This is a genomic window from Sphingobacterium sp. CZ-2 (assembly GCF_004526235.1).
Taxonomy (GTDB): Bacteria; Bacteroidota; Bacteroidia; order Sphingobacteriales; family Sphingobacteriaceae; genus Sphingobacterium; species Sphingobacterium tenebrionis.
The window spans coordinates 2,839,840-2,860,804 of record NZ_CP038159.1; the positions used below are offsets into that span (position 1 = coordinate 2,839,840).

Below are 20,965 nucleotides of genomic sequence, written 5' to 3' on the forward strand. Positions count from 1 at the left end.
GGCAAAGAACCAAGAAAACGCATTTAGCTACCAACTTTTTTAAATATTTAGCATGTAAAGACATACGTTTTATGTTAAATGATATTATATTTGATTTATAGTTTAATTAGTCGTGTTTAATAAATATGAATAGGCTGTTAAAGAAATCTTCTGTTATCATTAAGCAAGCTTTTATAGCTTTAGGATTATGTTGTGTCGATTTGCCTGTTGCAGTCGCTCAAATAGATTCTTTATCTGAAAACTATTCCCAACCAAAGTATGGATTTCATCATAAGGTGTTCCGAATAGAATATGTAGCTCCAACCGTTTTTATGACCTATGGACTGATGTCCATTAAGAATCCCGTTGTTAGATCGCAAGTGATGAATATAAAGTTGGAACTTCAAAGGAATCATCCTAAAAAGTTTCCCGTGGATGACTATTCACAATATATGGCGACTGCCGCTTTTTTGGGTTTAGAATATGCAGGTATCCCGGCAAAGCATAATCTTAAACAGCGATTGTTCACAGGGTCTGTTTCACATATTATTATGGGTTCCGTGGTTAACTTAATGAAACAGACCATGCCGGTCATGCGGCCCGATGGTTCCGCACAGAATTCTTTTCCCTCTGGCCATACGGCAACTGCATTTGTAGGGGCAGAATTGTTGTGGCAGGAATACCATGATCGTTCGTTATGGTATGGCGTGGCAGGTTATGCCGTAGCTGCAGGAACCGGTTTTTTTAGAATGTACAATAATAAACACTGGTTGAGTGATGTGGCTATGGGAGCGGGAATTGGTATCATGAGTACGAAGATAGCCTATTGGATGCTACCCATGTTAGATAAGCAAAAACGGATAATTCCAGGAAATTACTTATTAGTTCCAACCTATGATGGAAAACATTCGGGTATTTCCCTATTGGTAAACCTCTAAAAATTTTTGTACATTCCATCATAATTTTCACTAATTATGATACAAAAATCACAAGCTATTAAAAATAATGCCCAGAATGTCACAGACTATCCTAACAATAACACCTTCTTCCTTACTTGGGTATTCAAAACTGATGTAGAAAAATCTCAAATAATCGATGGATTCAAGCGGATCTGTGCCTTGGTTATCAATCTGAATCATTCTTCCCAGAATAGGTTTCCAGATCGCAAAGCAAGTTGCGTCATGGGAATAGGATATGATGCTTGGAAGTATTTGAACCTACCGAATCCCTTACCCAAAGAGCTGAAAACTTTCCAAGAAATTAAGGGAAATAAGCATACCGCTGTTGCCACAGGCGGAGATATTCAATTTCATATCCGTTCGGATGAAAAGAGCTATGCCTATGATATGGCGGCAGAGATTTCCAGTTTTATGGCACCCATTGCAGATTGTACTGTGGAAGTCCAGGGATTTCGATATTGGGACAGCCGATCGATCTTGGGTTTTGTGGATGGTACGGAGAACCCACATGGTGATGCAAGGGAATATTTTGCTGTTATTGATGAACAAGATCCGGCCTACAAGGGTGGGAGCTACCTTTTTGTTCAGAAATATATCCATAACCTAAAAGCCTGGAATGATCTCCAATCCATGATCAGGAAAAGGTAATTGGACGTTCAAAAGCCAATGATATCGAAATGACCGATGCTGAAAAACCGAAGAATTCCCATAGTGCATTGGCCAATATTGGGGATGATCTGAAAGTGGTTCGGGATAATATGCCTTTTGGGAATGTCGCAAGCAATGAAATGGGAACCTTCTTTATCTGTTATGCAAGCACCTTCAGTACGGTGGAGAAAATGTTGAACCAGATGTTCATTGGAAACCCAGCAGGAAATTATGACCGGATATTGGATTTTAGTACAGCTGTAACCGGTGCTCTGTTCTTTGTTCCATCGATGGATATGTTGGTTAAATTCTCCGGATAAGTTAACTTGCATTCATGGATTCAGCATCGCCTATTCATATTTTTTGGTTTCGGAGAGATTTAAGAATAGAAGATAACGTAGGTTTATCTGAAGCCCTAAAAGACGGCTTACCTGTATTGCCCATCTTTATTTTTGATACGGATATATTATCACGGTTGGAAGATCCCTATGATCGTCGAGTGGATTTTATACATCAAGCAGTTGCTGCTTTAAAAGCTTCATTTCAAAAATCGGGTTCCAGTCTGAAGGTCTTTCACGGAAATCCCTTAGCGATATTCAAAGATTTGATAGCTGAATATCGAGTAGAAAAGGTGTATTGGAATCGGGACTATGAACCGGATGCCCTGAAGAGGGATCAGGAAATAATTTCATTGTTGGAAAACGATCAGATCAAATGGAAATCCTTTAAAGACCAGGTTATTTTTGAAGGCAATGAGGTGTTGAAATCCAATGGCCAACCTTATACGGTCTATACTCCCTATGCGAAAAGATGGCGCGCAAAGTTGGATCAGGAAGGATTGGATTTCCATCTAGCAAAACTGGAAAATCTCTTGACCTTTGGAGATGAACCTTATTTCAGCCTAGAGGAATTGGGTTTCCAAAAAACTGATATGGAGTATTCCGAACCTATTTTAGATTTGGAGCAGATCCAGCAATACGATAAGCTTCGGGATTATCCGGCTCAGGATGGCAGCACAAAAATCGGGATACATCTTCGGTTTGGAACCATCAGCATTCGGGAATGTGTTAAGGTTGCTTTGGAAAATAATGCGACTTGGCTTTCGGAATTGATTTGGCGGGAGTTTTTTATGCAGATCCTCTATCATTTTCCAAGAGTGGTCCATGAAAGTTTCAAACGAGAATATGATCAGATCGCGTGGCGGAATAATCCTGCAGAATTTGCTTTATGGTGTGCCGGCGAAACGGGCTATCCCTTAGTTGATGCAGGAATGCGGGAACTGAACAGTACAGGTTTTATGCACAATAGAGTGAGGATGTTGGTGGCTAGCTTTCTGGCAAAACATCTGCTGATCGATTGGCGATGGGGGGAAGCCTATTTTGCGAGTAAACTTAATGATTATGAATTAGCATCCAATAACGGTAACTGGCAATGGGCGGCAGGATGCGGTTGTGATGCCGCGCCCTATTTTCGGATTTTTAACCCCAGTATTCAACAACAGAAATTCGATAGGCAGACCGAGTATATCCATAAGTGGTTAGACGAAAAAGCCTATACAGCTGTTAGCCCCATGGTAGATCATGGTTTTGCACGAGAAAGAGCAATCGCTACCTACAAAAAGGGATTAACAGCCGCGAAGTAATTGTGGTTATAAGGGTTTCAGAACTTCAATTTCGAAAGAAACTTTATCCCAACCGTGTTCCATGAATTGACGGATATTCTGGTGGTCGGTGCCTTGAGGATTTGCCAAGACTGCTTCATAGTGTTCGGCAAACAATTTTAAGGTATCTTCCTTAGAAAGGTTGTTCAATTTAGCATAGGAAAGTACTTTGGCAGAACCTTGGTTCTGATCAGCTGCATTGTCCTGGTTGCCATTGATAAAGGAAGACGCTCTATATTCGTAATGCTGTTCTATATAGTTTATAACATCCTTGAATTGTATGGATTTGTTCTCCAATTGTTGTAGTAGATTTGATGTAGACATTTTCAAATATAAGAAAAGAGGCGCCCTTTCGGACACCTCTCTCATATAAATCTGAACATTTATGGGTATTATTTTTTGCTGCCACCTCTTAGTAGCGCAACTAATAATAAAATAAATACTGCTCCTCCAACTATCCAAACCCAAGGTTGTGCGAACATATTGTTGTCGTCTTTGTCAATATCAACATTGATGTCCATACCATTTTCTTGCGCAAATGCCTGAACAGACATCAATACAAACATAATTAATGCTAATGCGCGCGTTTTTAAAATCAACATATTTTTCATACTCGAAATATTAATAATTTATAGATTGAGTATTAAACATCTAAATTGAAAAATGGTTTGTTTTTCAGCCTTCCCTGGAAAAATTATGGCGTGTAAACACCTAATTTTTTCTTTAGCACCTTACGGATACTATGGATCCTCGTTTTTATAGTTCCCTCTTTTATAGCCATATAACTAGCAATCTCGTGGTATTTGAAGCCTTCTAGGTACATACTGAAAATTTTATAATTTTCATCTGATAAGGTTTTCATAGAATTATGGATATCATTGACCACAAATTTTGATTCCGCTTGATTCTTGGTGCTGCTGGACATATTTTGTGTATAGGAGATTTCTTTTTCCGCAATTCGATGTATGTTATCACGTCGGTATCTATTCAAATAAATGTTTTTCATGATGACATATAACCAAGAAACGAGTTTTGGATGGTTAATAAATTTTTCCAAAGATTTAAGGGATCGGATAAAAGTTTCCTGTACCAGGTCGTCTTTTTCGGAAGGATCCTTTGTGAAGTTATTGGCGAGCCTTTTTAATACGGGGGAGTTTTCGAGGATAACATGTTCAATTTGCGTTTTCATGATGAGTGATTTTAAGTTCAATTGTACTTAATATAACGTATTGAAATTGAGTATGTTTTGCAAAAACGGGTTCCCTCTATAAAAAGGGTACTTATACGATAGAAAAAAAGTTATAAAACCTTTTTTGAATAAGATTGTTCCCTAATATTTACGTATTTCAATAAAATATAGGAGCAAAATACCTGAAATATGTTTTTAAATACGGTAAATACCTATTCATAATCATGAGGTTAGGGAGAAAAGAATATTAATGCTTAAATTTAATGGTTTTTTGAGAATAACCTATTCTTAAAATTCATCCAGATGGGGTAATCAAAATCACTACATCTAACCTATATGTTAATTATTTGAATCTTTTCAATAATTATTAATAAGAAAATCATGCAAACCTCGGAAAACGAATTTACGAATGAAAATGCAAATAAGGGTCAATATTCCTTGTTTGAAGATGAATCTGAGCGGGATGAATTATGTTTTGATATCTTTTTCAAAGATGGTCCATTCGCTATCATCATATTAGATCGTTTTTTCCAGGTTAATAAGGTTAATGAAAAGTTTACAGAGATCTTTTCTCAATCCAGTGCACAGTCGTACGGTAGGAGTATCTACGAGTTTTTACATTCAGAGGATGCACTCAAATTAAAATCCATATTCGAGAATCGGGATTCCATCAAATCGCCCTTACTTCTTCATCTTCATTTTATCAATAAGAAGGGAAATGGCTTTTTCAAGATGGATACTTACGTCAAAAAATATACAAATCGCTTGGATGAGGTGATGTATTGTTTATTGATGTTCGATCAGGAATTCTGTCCGGATCCGGATTGGATGGATGTGAAACAGGAGGTCTATAAATCCATTGTTGATACCCAAGAACAGGAGAGGAAGCGGATTGGGCATCAATTGCACGATAGTGTGGCCCAATTATTATATGCAACAAGGTTAAACTTAGAGCATTTCGCCCAAGAAAACCATGAACATGCTGCCATAATTCGTCCTATAAAGAAGATGTTGAATGATGCCATTCATGAGGTTCGGAATGTATCGATTGATCTGGTACCCTCTGTATTGCATGCATTTGGTTTGAAAGCAGCGGTAACTGCCATGACGGAGCGCATTTCCATGCCTGATTTTACGGTAGAAACGAGTCTTCCAATTGGTGTGGAGGAACTGGATAAAGATATGAAGCTGGTTATTTACCGCATAGTTCAAGAGCTTTTGAATAATACCTTGAAACATTCTTCAGCAAATAGGGTGCAGATTATTATTCGAAATGGACAGGATCAGTTGGAAATTGAAGTTAAGGATAATGGGCAAGGCTTTCCTTCAGATCTCAAAGAGAGTAAGCGGATGGGCAGCGGCCTTCGCACGATAGAAAACAGAACAGATTTATATAAGGGAAAATTATCAGTTATAAGTTCAGACAAAGGATCGTCGGTGTTAGTAACGTTAAATAAGGATTAGAAATGGCAGAAGTGAAAATATTATTAGCAGAAGATCATCTTGTGGTGAGGAATGGAATAAAATTGTTGTTAGACTCACAACCTAACTTTGAGGTGGTGGCTGATGTGAACAATGGAAAAGAAGTGTTGGATTTATTATATGCAGGTTTGGATACCCATATTATTCTTACGGACCTGAGTATGAATGATATGGATGGGATTCAATTGATTGCTGAGGTGAACGAGAAGTTTCCGGATATTAAAGTGGTTGTACTGACCATGCTGAACTGTGAACAGCATGTCACCAAATCTTTCGAATTAGGTGCCAAAGGATACTTGGTGAAGAATGTCGCTTCAGATGAGCTGGTGTTCTGCATCAATCATATTGCTAAAGGTGGCCGGTATCTATGTGAGGAAATATCCATGCAGCTCCTACAGAAAATGATTGATAAAAATAATCATAAATCGCTACAGATCGACCCAACAGAACTTGATTTGACATCAAGAGAAATGGAAGTGTTGGAACTGTTGGGCGAAGGTTATACCAACCTAGAGATTTCAAAGAAATTATTTTTAAGTAAACGGACAGTGGAAGGACATCGTCAAAACCTGATCGATAAGACCAAATCAAAAAATACCCCTGCATTGATTAAGTTTGCTATTCAAAACGGCCTTATTCAATAAAAAGAAAACCATTAGCTTAAGCCCGTGTTCTTTTAAAAAAAAGGACATGGGAAAGCTTGATCTATACCAAAAGAAAAGAGATTTTTCGAAAACTGCCGAACCTTCAGAAAATGGATTGAAAGATTCATCTTCGAAGTTGATCTTTACGGTACAACGACATCATGCGTCGAGATTGCACTATGATTTTAGATTAGAGATCGATGGGGTTCTGAAAAGTTGGGCTGTACCCAAAGGTCCCTCGTTAAATCCCAAAGATCGAAGACTTGCTGTTGAAGTGGAGGATCATCCCTTAAGTTATGCTGATTTTGAAGGCAGTATTCCCAAAGGCAACTATGGGGCTGGAACGGTCGTGGTTTTTGATTCGGGAACCTATGATCTGGTTGCAGCAAAGAATGAAAAAGAATTCTTAAAACAATGGAAAGAAGGATCCATTAAGTTCGAATTGCATGGGGAAAAATTGAAAGGGGAATTTGCGTTGGTTCGGATGAAAGGGGATGATCCAACTAACTGGTTATTGATCAAGCATAAGGATGAATATGCCGTAGAAAAAGGGTATGATGCAGAGGATTTTATAGCGGCATCGGTTAAAAAAGATGGGAAAACCTTTAAGAAAGAAGGTACATCTATTAAAAAAAAAGCCCAATCCCTAGCTCCAATGTTAACCAAATTATCGCCTGATCTACCAGATGGAGCGGAATGGATCTACGAAAAAAAGTTTGATGGATTTCGAATTTTAGCCGAAAAAAATGGAGAGAAAACCAATCTTTATTCTAGAAACGGCAATCTGTTGAATAAACAATATCCCAGTATCGTAAAAGCTTTAGCAGAAATTGACAAGGATTTTGTTTTAGATGGCGAACTGGTCATTGAGAACAAACAGAACCAATCCCAATTTCAATTATTGAAATCTGGCGAACCTATTGCAGCCGGGCTAAGCCTTAATTACTATGTTTTTGATATGTTGAGTTTGGATGGGAATGATCTCCGCGACTTTGAATTGGAAAACCGGAAAGAATTGTTGAGATTATTTCTGGAAAAGGTCAAAGCTAAACAAATCTATTTTGTGCCCAGTTTGGACTTGCAAGTGGATAATATGCTGGTTCATGCAGAAGAAAATAAGTGGGAGGGGGTGATTGCCAAGGATAAAACCAGTACCTATCTTTCGGGGAAAAGAAGTTCTTCCTGGCTGAAGATAAAGTTACGGAATACACAAGAAGCCATTATCTGTGGTTACACGGCTCCTCAAGGTGGGCGGAAATATTTTGGAGCATTGGTATTGGGAGTTATGGAAAAGGGGGAGCTCCTTTATATCGGAAATTGTGGTACGGGTTTCAATGATGATTCTTTAAAAGAATTACATGGTAGCTTTAGTAAGCTTATTCGGAAAACTAAGCCTTTTCCAGCTGCTGAGAAAATAGCTAAAGAAAGGGAAGTGACCTGGTTATCACCAAAATTGGTCTGTGACGTTTATTATTCTGAATGGACAATGGATAGACATCTTAGACATCCGGTTTATAAAGGATTGCGAGCAGATAAATCAGCTGAAGAAACAAAGCTGGAAGTTATTGAGCCACAAGAAACAGAGAAGGGCAGTGCTATGGAAAAGGAGAAATTAGCTAACGAAAAGGAATTGGTTTTTGGAAAGAAAAAGGTTTCCTTGACAAATCTGAATAAAATTTACTGGCCAGAAGAGCAGATCAGTAAAGGGGAGATGTTAAGTTATTATGAGCAGATTGCTGATTTTATATTGCCTTATCTGAAAGATAAGCCCATTTCCTTGAACCGATATCCGAATGGGATTGACAAACCGGGATTCTTTCAGAAGGATGTGGAACCCAAACAATTACCGAGTTGGGTAAAGACGACAGAAATCTACTCCAAGAGCACAGAGAAGACCATAGATTATCTGCTTTGTAATGATGTGGCCAGTTTGTTATTTATAGCAAACCTAGGTTCGATTGAAATCAATCCTTGGTTATCGACCTATAAAAAACCAGAAAAGCCCCAATTTGCTGTTTTGGATCTGGATCCCAATGGAGCAGATTTTAAGGAGGTGGTTCAAGTGGCCTTGAGCTGTCATGATATATTAAACAATGCAGATGTTCCACATTATATCAAAACTTCCGGATCAAGTGGCTTGCATATTTATATGAATATGGATCAGAAGTATGATTACGAATTGGTGCGGGATTTTGTCCAATTATTGGCAGAAATGCTGCAATCCGCGCACCCAGACACCACTAGTATCATTAGAGATCCTAAAAAACGAAAAAACCTGATCTATCTTGATTACCTGCAGAACAAGCAGGGGCAAACCATCGCCGCCCCTTATTCTGTACGGCCAAAGCCTGGTGCAACGGTCAGTGCCCCTTTACATTGGGAAGAAGTTAATGAGGAATTATCCATTAAGGATTTTGATATCTTCAATATGCCAAAGCGCTTGAAAGACTTAGCAGATCCTTGGGAAAACATCTGGAAGGATACAGTGGATCTCAAAGCTGCAATCAAGAAATTCTAATCTTAGGCCAAACTCGCTTTAAGTTTTTCGAGTAGATCAGAAGCCTTGGTATTTTCCACATTGATCTTTCGAATAGTGGCTCTTTTTCCTTTGCTCTTTTGCTGGATGATCTTCATCAATTCCTTGCTGTATTCGTTTTTGAAGTCTTTGATGTCGAATTCCTTGCTGTTCATTTTGATCAGCTGCATGGCCATGTCCATCTCAGCCTTACTGATTCGAGCAGATGAAGGTATCTTCAATTCCTCTGGATTGCGAATCTCCTCTTCAAAGCGGATTTTATTTAAAACCAGGACATTATCAGAAGCTTTGATGATCGCCAAATTTTCTACATTTCGCATCACAAAGCTTCCTAATCCGGCGGTTTTACTTTTCTCAAGGGCTTTCAATAATAATTGATAAGCTTTCTCACCTGATTTTTGGGGCTCTAGGTAATAGGGTGTATCAAAATAGATGCTGTCTACTTCTTGGAGTTTAACGAACGATTGAAGGTTTATCATCTTGTTTTTTTCGGGCATGGCTTCTTCAAAATCTGCATCCTCCAACACGATATATTTGTCTTTCAGCATAAAGCCCTTCACTATATTTTCCCATTTTACTTCCTTGCCTGTCTGCTCATTGACGCGTTTATATTTTATATTAGCATGGTCTTTTCGATCCAGCATATCGAAATCCAAACTACTGGTTTGGGTTGCACTATAAATCTTGATCGGAATGTTTACCAGTCCAAAACCGATGGCTCCTGTCCAAATTGCTCTCATATCTTCTTTTTTTTATTAACAAACGAAACCCCATTTTGGTTGTTCTCCCTAAAAAACAAAACAGATGTTCAAAATTGACCATGGAAAATTAAATACGATTGCTGAAGAACTTCAGGCTCGAAAGCTCAAACTTGCATTGACAGAAAGTATGACCGGAGGATTTATGTCTTCTGTTTGGAGTTTACAGACCGAGGCAGGGGATTATTTGATGGGTAATTTGGTCTGTTTTAATGAAGCTGTTAAAGTCGACGTACTTGGGGTTCCTCAAGAATTGATTGCACAATTTACGGCTGAATCGATGGAAGTGACCGAAGCCATGTTGGTCGGATTGAAGAAGCTATTTAAGGCCGATGTGTTTTGTGCCATTACGGGTTTGGCTTATCAAGGAAAAGAAAAGCACCCTACAGCTGAACCGGGGGATGTCTTTTTGGCGGTGAGTTTTGGAAGCAGGATGCTCCAACGGAAATTGAAATTCCATGCCAGAAATGCAGGGGATATATATATCCAAAGCTTCAATGCCGGCATGGAAATGATTGGAGAACTTCTTGGTTTAAATAGTGATCCTACCACCTGTAACAGGGATAGTTGCTCCTGAAACATAAGATGCAGCTGCGGTTGCTAAAAATACAAACACAGGCGCTATTTCTGCTGGTTGCCCCGGTCTTCCGATCGGTGTATTGTCCCCAAAGTTTTCGTGGTCAGGGATGGTACTTGGAATCAAAGGCGTCCATACAGGACCTGGTGCTACGGCATTTACCCGAATACCATTTCCATCCTCTAAGAATTTCTGCGCAAGATTGGACGTGAAATTCTGTATAGCGGCTTTGCTCGCTGCATAAGGAATCAACGTAGGATTGGGGTCATAGGCATTAACTGAAGTGGTGTTGATGATACTCCCTCCAGGTCTGATATGTTTTAAAGCGTGTTTTACCAAGTAGAACATGGCGCTCAAATTGGTTTCAAAAGTCTTATTCCATTCCTCTGCTGTAATTTCTTCCAGGGTTTTATAAGACATCTGATAGGCGGCATTGTTGACCAAAATATCGATCATCTTAAACTCATCTACTGCGGCATCGATTAATTTCTTACAGGTTTCTTCCTCTCGGATATCTCCTTTAAAGAGTAAGGCTCTTTTTCCTGCCTTTTCAACCCAATATTTACAGTCTTCAGCATCTTCATCCTCCACATCATCCTTATAGGCAATAACAATATCAGCTCCTTCACGTGCCATAGCAATTGCCGTAGCTTTGCCAATACCCGAATCACCACCGGTTATAACCGCTACTTTCCCTGTTAATAACCCATTACCCTCATAGCTCTGTTCGCCATGGTCAGGTTTTGGATCCATGAGTTTTGTCTCACCGGGAGGTTTTTGATCTTGTTTCTTGAAAGGGGGGGTAGGGTATAAATCTTCAGGATTGCCTTCTGTTCTAGTTTCCATATTCTTTTTGATTAATTATTATATAAGTATGATGATAAGGCGAATAGGCCTATAAGTAATGAACAATTCTTTAAATGATTGGTTCAGATAAATATGAAATGCCTATTCAATCCTTGATAAATTGGTAAAGCCTCATTAAAAATTGATGTTATGGAAGGTAAAAGCTTATACGAAATTCTTTTTGACGGTGTAGAGCCTAGTTTCTTATATGAAATTGGTTTTCGGACACTTTTTATGTTTTTGTTAATCGTAATGATGTTACGGGTATCAGGCAGAAGAGGTGTTCGACAGTTAACCTTATTTGAAGTCGCCATTATCTTAGGATTGGGTTCAGCAGCAGGCGATCCCATGTTTCAGGATGACTTTCCCTTGGTCCATGCTATCATTGTATTCATTATCGTGATCAGCCTCTATAAACTTCTGACCTGGTTGGTAGCCAAATATGATTTTTTTACGCGGATGCTGGAAGGTAAAGCCCTGGTGATTGTAAGAGATGGAGAGTTTGCTGTAACCGAGGAAAATAAGAGTACATTTTCCAAAACAGAGTTTTTCTCAGAATTGAGGAATGCCTCTATTGAGCATTTGGGCCAGGTAAGGATAGCTGTTTTGGAAACAGACGGCTCCTTAAGTGTGCTCAGATACGCTGATTCCGAGGTGAAATATGGGCTTCCGATTTTCCCGGATGATTATAAGGAGTTCGAACAACAACCAACTGCGGGAACTCCCATTGCTTGTATGTACTGTGGGCATGTAATTTTCGATGAGAAGCCATTAGAATGCCCGACATGTAACCATCGCAAATTTGCCAAAGCGATGAATAAAAAATATTGTTGAGAGAAAGTAGCTTTTTTAATTAGGAAAAAACAACCTTACTTCTGTTCCTTTACCCAATTTGCTGGTAATATTTATTTGGCCATCCAGTCTTTCCATAATTCTTTTTACAATAAAAAGGCCTATCCCTTTACCTTGGAAAGACAACGCATTAGAGCCCCTTTTTAAATTCAGGAATATGTTGTTGATTTCATTTTCAGGGATTCCGATGCCATTGTCCTTAATGTAATAGGCTATCCCTTTTTGGGTCTTTTCACTGTAGATACTAAGTGATGGCCTGATGTTATGAATGGAATATTTAATGGCATTTCCAATAATATTTGAAAAGATCTGATACACTCCACCTTTATCGGCCATAATAGGATGTAGTTCGGACATATCAACTACGATGTTATTTGCATTGTTCAGAATGACTGCCTCTTCCACCCAGTTTGGTAAAATTTGACAAAGATTAATTTCTTCCTTTTTGAGCACATAAGTCCTGGCTTCGCTTAATTGGACGGTTTTATCGATGATATTGTTCAAACTTCCAATGGCACCATCAACAATCTCAAACCAATTATCTTTTGTTTCCTGACTCAAGTTCCCCTTTTTCCTTAAGGTTTCTAAACCTATCCGGGCAATAGAAAGAGGGTTTTTTGCGTCATGAGCAAGAGTATGAGTCAAAATTTCCAAGTCATGGTTCAAGTTTAATTTTTGTTCTTGATCTCGGATTAATATCCTTGATAAATTTCGTTCGGTGACATCAATGGAGGTATGTAAAATGGCATAAGTGTTCTGATGTTCATCCAACAATGCCCGGTATTCAAAATCAAAATAACGTTTATGAAATGTATCACCCTCTTTGATTTCCGCGGGGGTATCGGTAGCAATATAAGTAGTACCTGTTTTCCAAACTTTTAACAGTATACTGGTGAAACCATCTTTATCAAAATTAGGAAATGCATCACTAAAAGTTTTACCAATTATCGATTCATCAGCACACCACATTTTTAGCATTTCTTTGTTTGCAAATGCAATTTGTAGTTCAGGCGTAGCATAAATTGCCGTAGCAAGTGGAGCATGATCCAATGCTTTAATTATCAATTGATAATTTATATTATTTGACATAAATGTTTTTCAATGCTTTTTTTCCTGCTATTAAAGCGAAAATAAATGTAGCTAAACAGCTACATTTATCATGCCATAGCAATAGTTAAATTGATTTTTATTTTTCTGATTAAATATAAAAAAATGCCTTTAGAGATTAAAAAAGAAGAATCCTCAGCAAAATTGCCAAGGATTCTATGATGCAGGTTGTATAAAAAAATGCTGATTTTTCTTTAAGTTATTTTATATCATTTAAATAATCTGACTTTCTGTTTTTATTTCTGTTTGCTCTCGAATTGTAAACTATAATACTAATAATTAAAATAATCACAATTCCAAATATGACTGATAACCACATAAATCTTTAATTTTTAATATTTCTGCAAATGTTTCTCTAAAACGAGATTTAATTTTTAAGTATTATTTTTTTTGAAGCAAGTATAAATAGCGTGCTTTACCCTGTAAAAAAACAGCTAGGTGCGGTCTCTAAGCTCTTTTATATGTTGATGGGCTATTTGTTGATCAGCTACCTGAGCTTGAAGTAAATCTACAATGCCTGGATAATCTTCCAAGGCATCGTTAAGAATTTTCTTGTAGGCATCTCGGAATTCATCTTCTCCTTTTTCACAGCTTTCCAATACCGCTTTCGAAGTATAAGGAGCTACCAAAGATTTTATATCCATCCAAAGACGAAACAACTTACCGCTTACCATGGTGCCTTCCTCAGGTTCTGCCCCAAATTGTTGCACATAGGGTAGAAGCTCATCCTTAAAGTTTTCAGACTGTTCCTTATATTTTTGAAACAATAAGGTCAGATCTTGTTCCTCAGACTCATTGCAAAGTTCCATAGCTTTTTCATAGCCCGCTATACGATCGTTATTGATCTCAATCGCCGCATTGACGATGTCTATTTTTTTATCTGTAGTTTCCATAGGATGTAAGATTTTAAAAATGAACTATTTGGAAAATGAAATGGTTCGCTCTTTTTTCTATTTAGGTATTAATACGATGATTTTCAGGTATAAGGTGAAATAGAATTTCTAGGCAGGTTTTAGCACTTTTATCATCACTTTCCTTAAATATTCTTCCTTGGTATTCTTTTTCATCTTTTTAGTTTTCCTTAAATAATCATCTAAAACTTCTTGATCGTACTTCTCAATCAATAAGGGGCAGATATAATGTTTTTTAGAAATATTCTTTGAATTTCCCAATCGTACGGCTACATAATCATAAGCTAATTGAAGATTAGAATTTCTTTCTTTTTTTGTTTTAGGTGGTTCCAGTTGACTTAGAAATAAGAGAAAATCAAAACAGGCATTCCAAGTTCTAAACGTCTTGCAGGTAATCTCTTTATGTGAAATTTCTTTCAAGTATTGGTTCAAATCCGTTGGGGTCAAGGACCTGAAATCACCAGCGATGCTTTTGTATTTCAAAAGGTTACCACCTTTTATTGCTTTTAACTCAGTTAGTAAGGAGTATAGCTGTTTATTAACAATTATTTTTTCCTGCTTAACGGCCTTTTTACCCACATAAGAAAATTTGATGTTATTTGAGGTGGTTAGATCAACGTGCTTCTTCTTTAGGGTAGTCAATCCGTAAGAACCATTGGTTTTGGTATATAAAGAATTACCTACTCGGATGGAAGTAAGATCCATAATCCGAAGTCCGATGGCGCTTGTTTTTTCTAATGTAAATCCTTCCTGATTAAGGTCTTTCTTAATTTTCTTTTTCAATAAGGGTAAGGCCTTTCCGAAGGAGATCAATTTATGGAAATTCAATGATTTTTGCAGCTGCGACCATTGTGGATGGTACAGGTATTGTTTTCTCCCTTTATCATCCAAACCAGTGGCCTGGATATGGCCTTTTGCATCGGGACAGATCCAAACCTTTTTCCAATTAGGAGGAATAACCAACGAATTGATTCTTTCCAGAACCTTTTCGTTGGTTATTCTGTTTTGGCCTTTATCCAAATAGATAAATGATTGACCTTTTTTCTGTCGTTTAAATCCTCCAGTATTGCAGTCAACATATTTGAGACCATTTTCTTTTAAAAGCTTAAGTTGATTGATGGCTTTGAACATGCCCAATTAATGATTTCGAATAGCATCAATTAATTTATCCTTCGTCATTTTGTGCCTTCCAGTAATACCGATCTTTTTGGCTTCCTGTAAGAGCTCGTTTTTAGACCTGTCGTCAAGTTCACTGGCCTTTCCTCCCTTTTTACTTGAATTCGGGTCATTTGAAATTCGGGCAGCTTTTTCCTTACTCATCCCTTTATCGCGTAAAGCTTCATATTTCTCATCGTTTTTAATGCTTTTTCCGTGATCTTTTGCCATGATATTCTCCTTTCTACGTTGTTTGTGTAGAAGGAACAGTTGGTAAGTGTTTTGGTTCGGAGCTAAATACCTGATTATTATTAATCGTTACTTTTTAGCGCTCTGCTTATAGGCTTTGGCGGTCAGCCCGAAATTCTTTTTGAAGAGTTTATTTAAATGGCTTTCATCCACAAATTTGAGCTCACTGGCAATTTGGGCAATGGTCATCTCACTATAGATCAATCTTGCTTTTGCTAATTCGAGCTTATAATATAGGATGTATTCTTTGATACTCATGTTGGATTCTTGCTTGAAATATCGGCTAAAATGTCCTACAGAAAGATTGAATTGATTGGCGAGGTTTTCTACCCGAAGGAGATTATTATCAAAGATGTGATGCCGAATATAATCCAGCACCTCTAAGAACCTGGAATTGGTGTTTTCCATTTTGGAGGTAGAAACAAAGGATTCCTGGATATTCCTGGACAATAGATTGAGCAAAAGTAGGACAATGTTTTTGGTAATCATCTTGTGCCATATCCGATTGTATTTTGTCTCCAGAATAAGTTGCTTGATCAAGCTATGGAATAGGGTAGAGTCATCCTTACCAATTAGACTTCCCTGAAACTCACTATAGTTGTTCAGAATAAACTCCAATTGCCGAAATTCCTTACTGAAGTCCAAGGAATCGATTTTGGAGGTATGGGTTTCCGAGAAAAAATCTTCATTGAAATTGATCAGACAGAATTCTACATCATGATCGGAATCAAAACCATGCACATCCCCGGGTTTTATCAGAAATAGATTTCCTTTGCTGAACTCAAATACGCTCTGATTGATCTTGTGGGTTCCTTTTCCCGATAGTATATACACCAATTGATAGTAGGGGTGTTTATGAAAGGCTGAAGTAATATCATCCAAACTGATAAGCTGAACCCCAATGGATTGTATGATGTATTTTGATCGCATATTACAATTTTACTTAATTAGGTTGGATTTTTACCAGTTAATATAGAAAATCATGCCTTAATTTTGTGGAATAATGTTAAAAACTTAATTTATTTATATAATAAATTATTTGGGTAAAATAAAAGGTTTGTTTCCTTATAAAAACATTTTTCCAAGAACTAGGAGAAAAAAACTAAAATTCACTAACTATTAGAAAACTGGCATTCAAACTCGTATGCCAGTTTTTCTTTTTAGGGGAATTTAATTCATTTTTTTATTTTTTTCCATTAAACCTTATTAGCGGACAGAAGTCATAATAGAAAACCAATTAATTATGACCTCATGTCTTCGTATTTTTCTTTTTACGGTCTTAGTCTTACCGTTCTTTCATTTGAAAGCTCAGGATAAATCGTTGATTGTCAAAGGAGTTTCTAAAGACGAAGTGTTTGCAAAATTAAAATTTTATGCAATTGAAAATGATTGCTTCATCCAGAAATTGAACAGGAAAGAAGGGATGGCACAGTGGCAATTCTTTAAGGAATGGAAGGAATTTATTTTTACTAAAGAAGAACGGTATACCATTAATCTATTTGTCTCTCCATTGAATGAAAAGGATTCTAAGATTGACCTTCAGATAAAACAAGATCCGATACACGTTTCTAAGGATGTTTATATTGATTGGAAAATTTTAAAAGATGGCGAACTCTATACAGATTTCATAATATCGCTGAACCAGTTTTTTGAACAAAAGAAATGATTTTTTAAACCATTATATCAAGTAAAACAAGTTTATTTATTAAGTTGGAGAGCCCCGAGAGGGGCTTTTTCATTTTACGATGATCTCTTTTTCGGCGTATATCAACTCCCCGGTATTAGTTACGCCCTCAATGATGAGTTTGTATTTTCCAGTCTGGTCTGAGCTATAAAACTGAATCTGATTATCATTGACATTATCCACTAGGATATAAGGCATCCAGAACAAGGTAGAAATGTAATTTTTCGAACTAAAATCCGATAGTTCCGCTTTGGACATCCCTTGAAAAGTTCGTCCAGTGTAGATGGGTTCGATGGTGCTTTCTCTATCTGTACAGCCTTTGTAAACCGTGCGGATACCATTCACCAGATAACTTTCACCTTTAACTGCAGGTCGACCATTATAAGGATGGTTCTGGCAGTTTAAAATATTATATGGACATACATAATCGCCACATTCATTTCTTCCAAATGTACTTCTTAGGTCTCTTGGTTTTGCATAGACCACCACTTCCTCAATCTTGTTCACATTAGGATCTTTGATCTGGAATTCTGCAGTGTTTTTCTTTCGTGAAATGATCCCATAACGGGTCAATTCCGAAGAGTTTTGTTGGATATTGGCAAAGAGTAGCTCTAAGGGATTATTGATTTTGATCGTTACATCCGAACTTCCCACTTTTTTCTTCTTCTGATTGATAGAAGCAAATAAATATAACTTATTAGGTTCCTGGATGGCAATTTGTCGTGGGTTCAAATAAAATCTTCCCATACTGTCGGTCAGCTGTTGTTTAAGCCCGTTTCCCACCCTATACAGCAGGTCTACAGGCACTTCAATTCGCTTCAAAGCTGTTGTGCTGGCTAATCCCTGGATATCTTTCTTCAAAGCAGGATTATTGCTAAAGAACTTGGAAGGCTGAAGAGGTTTTGCAAAGGCCAATTGATGATTTAACCGAGAAATATGGTCAAGGGTGGGATCTGTTTTCCAGGCTTGCCCTAGCCAAAAATCCCAATAATAATAGCTGTCAATATGTTGTTTGTATTCCGGAATGATTCGATCTTCCAGCACACAATATAAGGTCAAAATAGACTCAATGGGTTTTCCCTGGAAGTCGGATGTCTTCAGATTGATCCGAAGGCTATCTCTCGTGGATAAGGTGTCTTTCGATAAAGCGATTTCAATTCCAGGTTTTTTATGGTAATTGGCCAGGAAATAAGATCGATCCAAGGTCTTGTTTTGCCCATCGGTGATCGTATATTCAAATATTCCTTTTTTGAAGTCCTTTAAAGGGACTACAATTCGTTTGCTCTTCTCATCGATCCCAGGTAGGGAGGAAACCATTGCGGCACTTTCCTGCAAAGCCCTGAAGTGAATCTGTAATGGCCCTGATTGCGTATTTTCCAAGTCGATCAGTAAGGTATCTTTTGGTACATGGTTTTTATTGCTTAGATGGAAGATGTTTTTCTCGGCTTTATTAAGTGGATAATCCAGTTTAAAAGGATCCGTTTTTGAAATAATCGTATATGAGGCGTCTTCTTTCGGTACCAAGCTAAAGAATCCCATCCCTTGGTCATCTGATTTGGAAGTCAAAATTTCCTGACCATTCTCAAGGATAGCAATTTCAACAACTGCCGGAGAACCATTCTCTTGGCTCGTCTGCCAATAAAAGAAATTTTCCTTGTCGGCAAGTAAGGTTTTATCTGGATTGGAAATGGCCAATTTGATTATTGGGTTCTCCTCTGCGATTTTAAAATTGCTGTACTTTTTGTTGTTCTGATAGAATATCTGCGTCATGAGATTTTTATCCGATCGCTGAAACTCCTCCTTTGGTATGCTAATGATTGCCTGACCAAAAATGTCCAAGGGTACTTCGCCTTTCCATCCTGTGGAAAGTTTATAGGCAATGCGGTTGTTTTTAGCTTTTTCGCCCCTCAGTTCTAGGTTCCAAGCTTTCACCTGAATTTCAATCGTATTCTTGTCCTTGGTATCCAATTGCTCGAAAGTACTATGGAAGGCATTCAAGGTTGGGGATTTGATGATAATCTTGGAGGAGAAAAAATGTATCGGCTTATGTTCAGTATCTGTCACATTGCTGAAGGCTACTAATCGATATTCTCCTGGGACTAAAGAATCGGGAATGGTCAGACTTCCGGGGCAGATCTTATTGGCCATTAGGTAATACCGCTTCACACTAAAGGAGATGCTATCTTCACGTAATAGACCAACTGCTAAAAGATCGGGCGAAAGAGTATCTGTCAATTCTTTGGTATTTAACAGATAGGAGGAAAACCAAATGATTTCTCCAGGTGTATATATGTTCTTATCCGTAGTAACATAGAGGATTTCCTTGGGAGCTTCCTGGGCACTGAGCGGATGTAAAAAAGGAAGAAGAATAATTTGAAAAAATAAATAAATGGTTCTCTTCCAATTCATGGACGTATGCATAATAAGTAAATGATCGGTTAGCGAGCAAAATTGTATTCAATTTTACGTAAATTAATTAAATTAAAGACTTCTTTGCCAATAATAAATCAATATTGTAAATCTTTAATAAAATTTATCAGAATGGAAGATGTCCACTTGCTTACGAAAATAAAAACTTATTTAAAAGAAAGGATAAAAAACGGGTCTTGTGAATTTTGTTTCTATAACCTTGTATTTATCTTGAACCTTTTTTTAGGATTTGTACAAGCGCAGGAGATCGAAAGGAGGATGATTATTTTTGGAGATGCAGGTGAAATTAATCATACCCAGCATTTTTTAATTCAAAAAGCGCAAGACCTTGTCATAAAAGATAAAACCATTGCCTTTTTTGTGGGAGACAATATCTATCCTGATGGGATGGCATTGATGGATCAGGAAAAAGAAAAAACTGAAAACATTCTAAAAAGCCAGTTTGATGACTTTCGTAAGACAGGCGTGCCGGTGTATTTTCTGGCAGGAAATCATGATTGGGACCATTCAGGTAAAAATGGTCTGGAAAAAGTTAAAGCTCAAGCCAATTTTCTTGCTCAATTTCAAGATAGAGCCCTGGATTTTGTGCCTCAAGCTGGTACTTTAGGACCTGAGTCCATACAGCTTGCCAAAGATGTAGTTGCCATAACTTTTGATAGTGAATATTGGCTGTTCCCACATCATGTCAAGGATATCCAGCAGGAAAAGGAAGATTTTATCCAAGAATTGAAGCAAATGCTGGAAAAACATCAAGACAAAACCATACTGATATTTTCCCATCATCCAATGAAATCCTATGGCGAACATAGTCTGAAATACAATTGGAAAGATCATCTTTTTCCACTTACCAGGCTCTGGAAACCATTATACATCCCCTTACCAGCGGTAGGTTCTTTATATCCTTTGGTAAGATCAACGGCTTTTAAATCGGCGGAAGACCTGAAACATCCTATTTACAGGGAAATGATTGATAAGGTAACTACCACTGTAGCAGAACATCCCAATACACTTTTTGTGGCCGGGCATGATCATGGTTTACAATATATCGAAACGAAAACCATCAAGCAGGTGGTTAGCGGTTCTGGTGCCAAGCATTCCAGCATTCAACCTTCCAAAAACCTGGTCTATAGTTACGAAGACCAAGGCTTCTGTGTTATAGATTATTTGGACAATAAGGATATGTTGTTGTCTTTCTATATTGTGGATGTTTCCAATACCCTTTTTCAAGCTTTTAACCTAACGATTAAGCATCAGGCTGTAAATTAAAAGCTTTACAAAATTCTTCGTAATTTTGTAAAA

At 37.6% G+C, this 20,965-nt stretch carries 20 protein-coding genes and 1 pseudogene; 10 read left to right on the forward strand and 11 right to left on the reverse strand.

Features of this window, described 5'->3' with window-relative positions; all coding sequences use genetic code 11:
* Positions 1-125: 125 nt before the first annotated feature.
* The 3 genes and pseudogenes from E3D81_RS12495 (at position 126) to E3D81_RS12505 (ending at position 3,228) form a co-directional block, all read left to right on the forward strand.
* Positions 126-917: a phosphatase PAP2 family protein gene (locus E3D81_RS12495; protein WP_134777614.1), complete on the forward strand. Its 792-nt coding sequence runs from the start codon at positions 126-128 to the stop codon at positions 915-917.
* Between the two features lie 36 nt (positions 918-953).
* Positions 954-1,906 (forward strand): annotated as a pseudogene (locus E3D81_RS12500) (Dyp-type peroxidase).
* Between the two features lie 14 nt (positions 1,907-1,920).
* On the forward strand, positions 1,921-3,228 hold the full coding sequence (locus E3D81_RS12505; RefSeq protein WP_134777615.1) for a cryptochrome/photolyase family protein: 1,308 nt from the start codon (positions 1,921-1,923) through the stop codon (positions 3,226-3,228).
* Positions 3,229-3,234: 6 nt separating this feature from the next.
* Here the strand turns inward: E3D81_RS12505 and E3D81_RS12510 are convergent, their stop codons facing one another.
* From E3D81_RS12510 to E3D81_RS12520, 3 genes are all read right to left on the reverse strand, one after another.
* A complete protein-coding gene (locus tag E3D81_RS12510; protein WP_134777616.1) occupies positions 3,235-3,570 on the reverse strand; it encodes a HopJ type III effector protein in 336 nt (111 codons plus the stop codon).
* A 68-nt stretch (positions 3,571-3,638) separates the two neighbouring features.
* Positions 3,639-3,857 carry a hypothetical protein gene (locus E3D81_RS12515; protein WP_134777617.1) on the reverse strand — a complete coding sequence of 73 codons (219 nt, stop codon included), beginning with the start codon at positions 3,855-3,857 and terminating at the stop codon, positions 3,639-3,641.
* Positions 3,858-3,940: 83 nt separating this feature from the next.
* Entirely contained in the window at positions 3,941-4,435 is a 495-nt protein-coding gene (locus tag E3D81_RS12520) for an RNA polymerase sigma factor (RefSeq protein ID WP_099367935.1), read from the reverse strand.
* 381 nt (positions 4,436-4,816) lie between these two features.
* Between E3D81_RS12520 and E3D81_RS12525 the strand changes: the two genes are divergently transcribed.
* Genes E3D81_RS12525 through ligD form a run of 3 tightly spaced genes read left to right on the forward strand, consistent with a single transcriptional unit; the run spans position 4,817 to position 9,079 of the window.
* Positions 4,817-5,899 (forward strand): ATP-binding protein, encoded by a 1,083-nt coding sequence (locus E3D81_RS12525; RefSeq protein WP_134777618.1) that lies wholly within the window; start codon positions 4,817-4,819, stop codon positions 5,897-5,899.
* Between the two features lie 2 nt (positions 5,900-5,901).
* Complete coding sequence (locus E3D81_RS12530; RefSeq protein WP_099367933.1) at positions 5,902-6,561, forward strand: response regulator; 660 nt, start codon at positions 5,902-5,904, stop codon at positions 6,559-6,561.
* 46 nt (positions 6,562-6,607) lie between these two features.
* Positions 6,608-9,079, forward strand: coding sequence for a DNA ligase D (ligD, locus tag E3D81_RS12535; protein ID WP_134777619.1), 2,472 nt, complete (start codon positions 6,608-6,610; stop codon positions 9,077-9,079).
* Between the two features lie 2 nt (positions 9,080-9,081).
* On the opposite strand, the gene E3D81_RS12540 is transcribed toward ligD, so the two are convergent.
* The gene (locus tag E3D81_RS12540; RefSeq protein WP_134777620.1) at positions 9,082-9,837 is read right to left on the reverse strand and encodes a Ku protein; all 756 of its coding nucleotides are present in this window, start codon (positions 9,835-9,837) and stop codon (positions 9,082-9,084) included.
* A gap of 64 nt (positions 9,838-9,901) precedes the next feature.
* Here E3D81_RS12540 and E3D81_RS12545 point away from each other — a divergent pair, with 64 nt between their 5' ends.
* The gene (locus E3D81_RS12545; RefSeq protein WP_134777621.1) at positions 9,902-10,432 is read left to right on the forward strand and encodes a CinA family protein; all 531 of its coding nucleotides are present in this window, start codon (positions 9,902-9,904) and stop codon (positions 10,430-10,432) included.
* Here E3D81_RS12545 and E3D81_RS12550 read toward each other — a convergent pair.
* A complete protein-coding gene (locus tag E3D81_RS12550; RefSeq protein WP_134777622.1) occupies positions 10,388-11,278 on the reverse strand; it encodes an SDR family oxidoreductase in 891 nt (296 codons plus the stop codon). The genes E3D81_RS12545 and E3D81_RS12550 overlap by 45 nt on opposite strands.
* A 150-nt stretch (positions 11,279-11,428) precedes the next feature.
* On the opposite strand from E3D81_RS12550, the gene E3D81_RS12555 reads away from it, so the two are divergent.
* The gene (locus tag E3D81_RS12555) at positions 11,429-12,112 is read left to right on the forward strand and encodes a DUF421 domain-containing protein (RefSeq protein ID WP_134777623.1); all 684 of its coding nucleotides are present in this window, start codon (positions 11,429-11,431) and stop codon (positions 12,110-12,112) included.
* 15 nt (positions 12,113-12,127) lie between these two features.
* Here E3D81_RS12555 and E3D81_RS12560 read toward each other — a convergent pair whose 3' ends face one another.
* The 5 genes from E3D81_RS12560 to E3D81_RS12580 all read right to left on the reverse strand — a co-directional run bounded on the left by E3D81_RS12560 (position 12,128) and on the right by E3D81_RS12580 (position 16,482).
* A complete protein-coding gene (locus E3D81_RS12560; RefSeq protein ID WP_134777624.1) occupies positions 12,128-13,219 on the reverse strand; it encodes a PAS domain-containing sensor histidine kinase in 1,092 nt (363 codons plus the stop codon).
* Positions 13,220-13,671: 452 nt separating this feature from the next.
* Entirely contained in the window at positions 13,672-14,130 is a 459-nt protein-coding gene (locus E3D81_RS12565) for a PA2169 family four-helix-bundle protein (RefSeq protein WP_134777625.1), read from the reverse strand.
* A gap of 108 nt (positions 14,131-14,238) precedes the next feature.
* Positions 14,239-15,279, reverse strand: coding sequence for a DNA topoisomerase IB (locus E3D81_RS12570; protein ID WP_134777626.1), 1,041 nt, complete (start codon positions 15,277-15,279; stop codon positions 14,239-14,241).
* Between the two features lie 6 nt (positions 15,280-15,285).
* Positions 15,286-15,534 carry a Rho termination factor gene (locus E3D81_RS12575; RefSeq protein WP_134777627.1) on the reverse strand — a complete coding sequence of 83 codons (249 nt, stop codon included), beginning with the start codon at positions 15,532-15,534 and terminating at the stop codon, positions 15,286-15,288.
* An 87-nt stretch (positions 15,535-15,621) separates the two neighbouring features.
* Positions 15,622-16,482, reverse strand: a complete 861-nt coding sequence (locus E3D81_RS12580; protein ID WP_134777628.1) for an AraC family transcriptional regulator — start codon at positions 16,480-16,482, stop codon at positions 15,622-15,624.
* A 493-nt stretch (positions 16,483-16,975) separates the two neighbouring features.
* On the opposite strand from E3D81_RS12580, the gene E3D81_RS12585 reads away from it, so the two are divergent.
* Positions 16,976-17,218 carry a hypothetical protein gene (locus tag E3D81_RS12585; RefSeq protein ID WP_167554289.1) on the forward strand — a complete coding sequence of 81 codons (243 nt, stop codon included), beginning with the start codon at positions 16,976-16,978 and terminating at the stop codon, positions 17,216-17,218.
* Between the two features lie 69 nt (positions 17,219-17,287).
* On the opposite strand, the gene E3D81_RS12590 is transcribed toward E3D81_RS12585, so the two are convergent.
* Positions 17,288-19,645 carry a hypothetical protein gene (locus E3D81_RS12590; protein ID WP_134777630.1) on the reverse strand — a complete coding sequence of 786 codons (2,358 nt, stop codon included), beginning with the start codon at positions 19,643-19,645 and terminating at the stop codon, positions 17,288-17,290.
* A gap of 231 nt (positions 19,646-19,876) precedes the next feature.
* Between E3D81_RS12590 and E3D81_RS12595 the strand changes: the two genes are divergently transcribed.
* Positions 19,877-20,932, forward strand: coding sequence for a metallophosphoesterase (locus tag E3D81_RS12595; RefSeq protein ID WP_167554290.1), 1,056 nt, complete (start codon positions 19,877-19,879; stop codon positions 20,930-20,932).
* The last annotated feature ends 33 nt before the right edge of the window (positions 20,933-20,965 follow it).

Excerpts from the sequence above, each read along its gene's own strand:
- E3D81_RS12495 (WP_134777614.1), top strand. The coding sequence starts at position 126 with ATGAATAGGCTGTTAAAGAAATCTTCTGTTATCATTAAGCAAGCTTTT.
- E3D81_RS12505 (WP_134777615.1), top strand. The coding sequence starts at position 1,921 with ATGGATTCAGCATCGCCTATTCATATTTTTTGGTTTCGGAGAGATTTA.
- E3D81_RS12510 (WP_134777616.1), bottom strand. The coding sequence starts at position 3,570 with ATGTCTACATCAAATCTACTACAACAATTGGAGAACAAATCCATACAA.
- E3D81_RS12515 (WP_134777617.1), bottom strand. The coding sequence starts at position 3,857 with ATGAAAAATATGTTGATTTTAAAAACGCGCGCATTAGCATTAATTATG.
- E3D81_RS12520 (WP_099367935.1), bottom strand. The coding sequence starts at position 4,435 with ATGAAAACGCAAATTGAACATGTTATCCTCGAAAACTCCCCCGTATTA.
- E3D81_RS12525 (WP_134777618.1), top strand. The coding sequence starts at position 4,817 with ATGCAAACCTCGGAAAACGAATTTACGAATGAAAATGCAAATAAGGGT.
- E3D81_RS12530 (WP_099367933.1), top strand. The coding sequence starts at position 5,902 with ATGGCAGAAGTGAAAATATTATTAGCAGAAGATCATCTTGTGGTGAGG.
- ligD (WP_134777619.1), top strand. The coding sequence starts at position 6,608 with ATGGGAAAGCTTGATCTATACCAAAAGAAAAGAGATTTTTCGAAAACT.
- E3D81_RS12540 (WP_134777620.1), bottom strand. The coding sequence starts at position 9,837 with ATGAGAGCAATTTGGACAGGAGCCATCGGTTTTGGACTGGTAAACATT.
- E3D81_RS12545 (WP_134777621.1), top strand. The coding sequence starts at position 9,902 with ATGTTCAAAATTGACCATGGAAAATTAAATACGATTGCTGAAGAACTT.
- E3D81_RS12550 (WP_134777622.1), bottom strand. The coding sequence starts at position 11,278 with ATGGAAACTAGAACAGAAGGCAATCCTGAAGATTTATACCCTACCCCC.
- E3D81_RS12555 (WP_134777623.1), top strand. The coding sequence starts at position 11,429 with ATGGAAGGTAAAAGCTTATACGAAATTCTTTTTGACGGTGTAGAGCCT.
- E3D81_RS12560 (WP_134777624.1), bottom strand. The coding sequence starts at position 13,219 with ATGTCAAATAATATAAATTATCAATTGATAATTAAAGCATTGGATCAT.
- E3D81_RS12565 (WP_134777625.1), bottom strand. The coding sequence starts at position 14,130 with ATGGAAACTACAGATAAAAAAATAGACATCGTCAATGCGGCGATTGAG.
- E3D81_RS12570 (WP_134777626.1), bottom strand. The coding sequence starts at position 15,279 with ATGTTCAAAGCCATCAATCAACTTAAGCTTTTAAAAGAAAATGGTCTC.
- E3D81_RS12575 (WP_134777627.1), bottom strand. The coding sequence starts at position 15,534 with ATGGCAAAAGATCACGGAAAAAGCATTAAAAACGATGAGAAATATGAA.
- E3D81_RS12580 (WP_134777628.1), bottom strand. The coding sequence starts at position 16,482 with ATGCGATCAAAATACATCATACAATCCATTGGGGTTCAGCTTATCAGT.
- E3D81_RS12585 (WP_167554289.1), top strand. The coding sequence starts at position 16,976 with ATGGCACAGTGGCAATTCTTTAAGGAATGGAAGGAATTTATTTTTACT.
- E3D81_RS12590 (WP_134777630.1), bottom strand. The coding sequence starts at position 19,645 with ATGAATTGGAAGAGAACCATTTATTTATTTTTTCAAATTATTCTTCTT.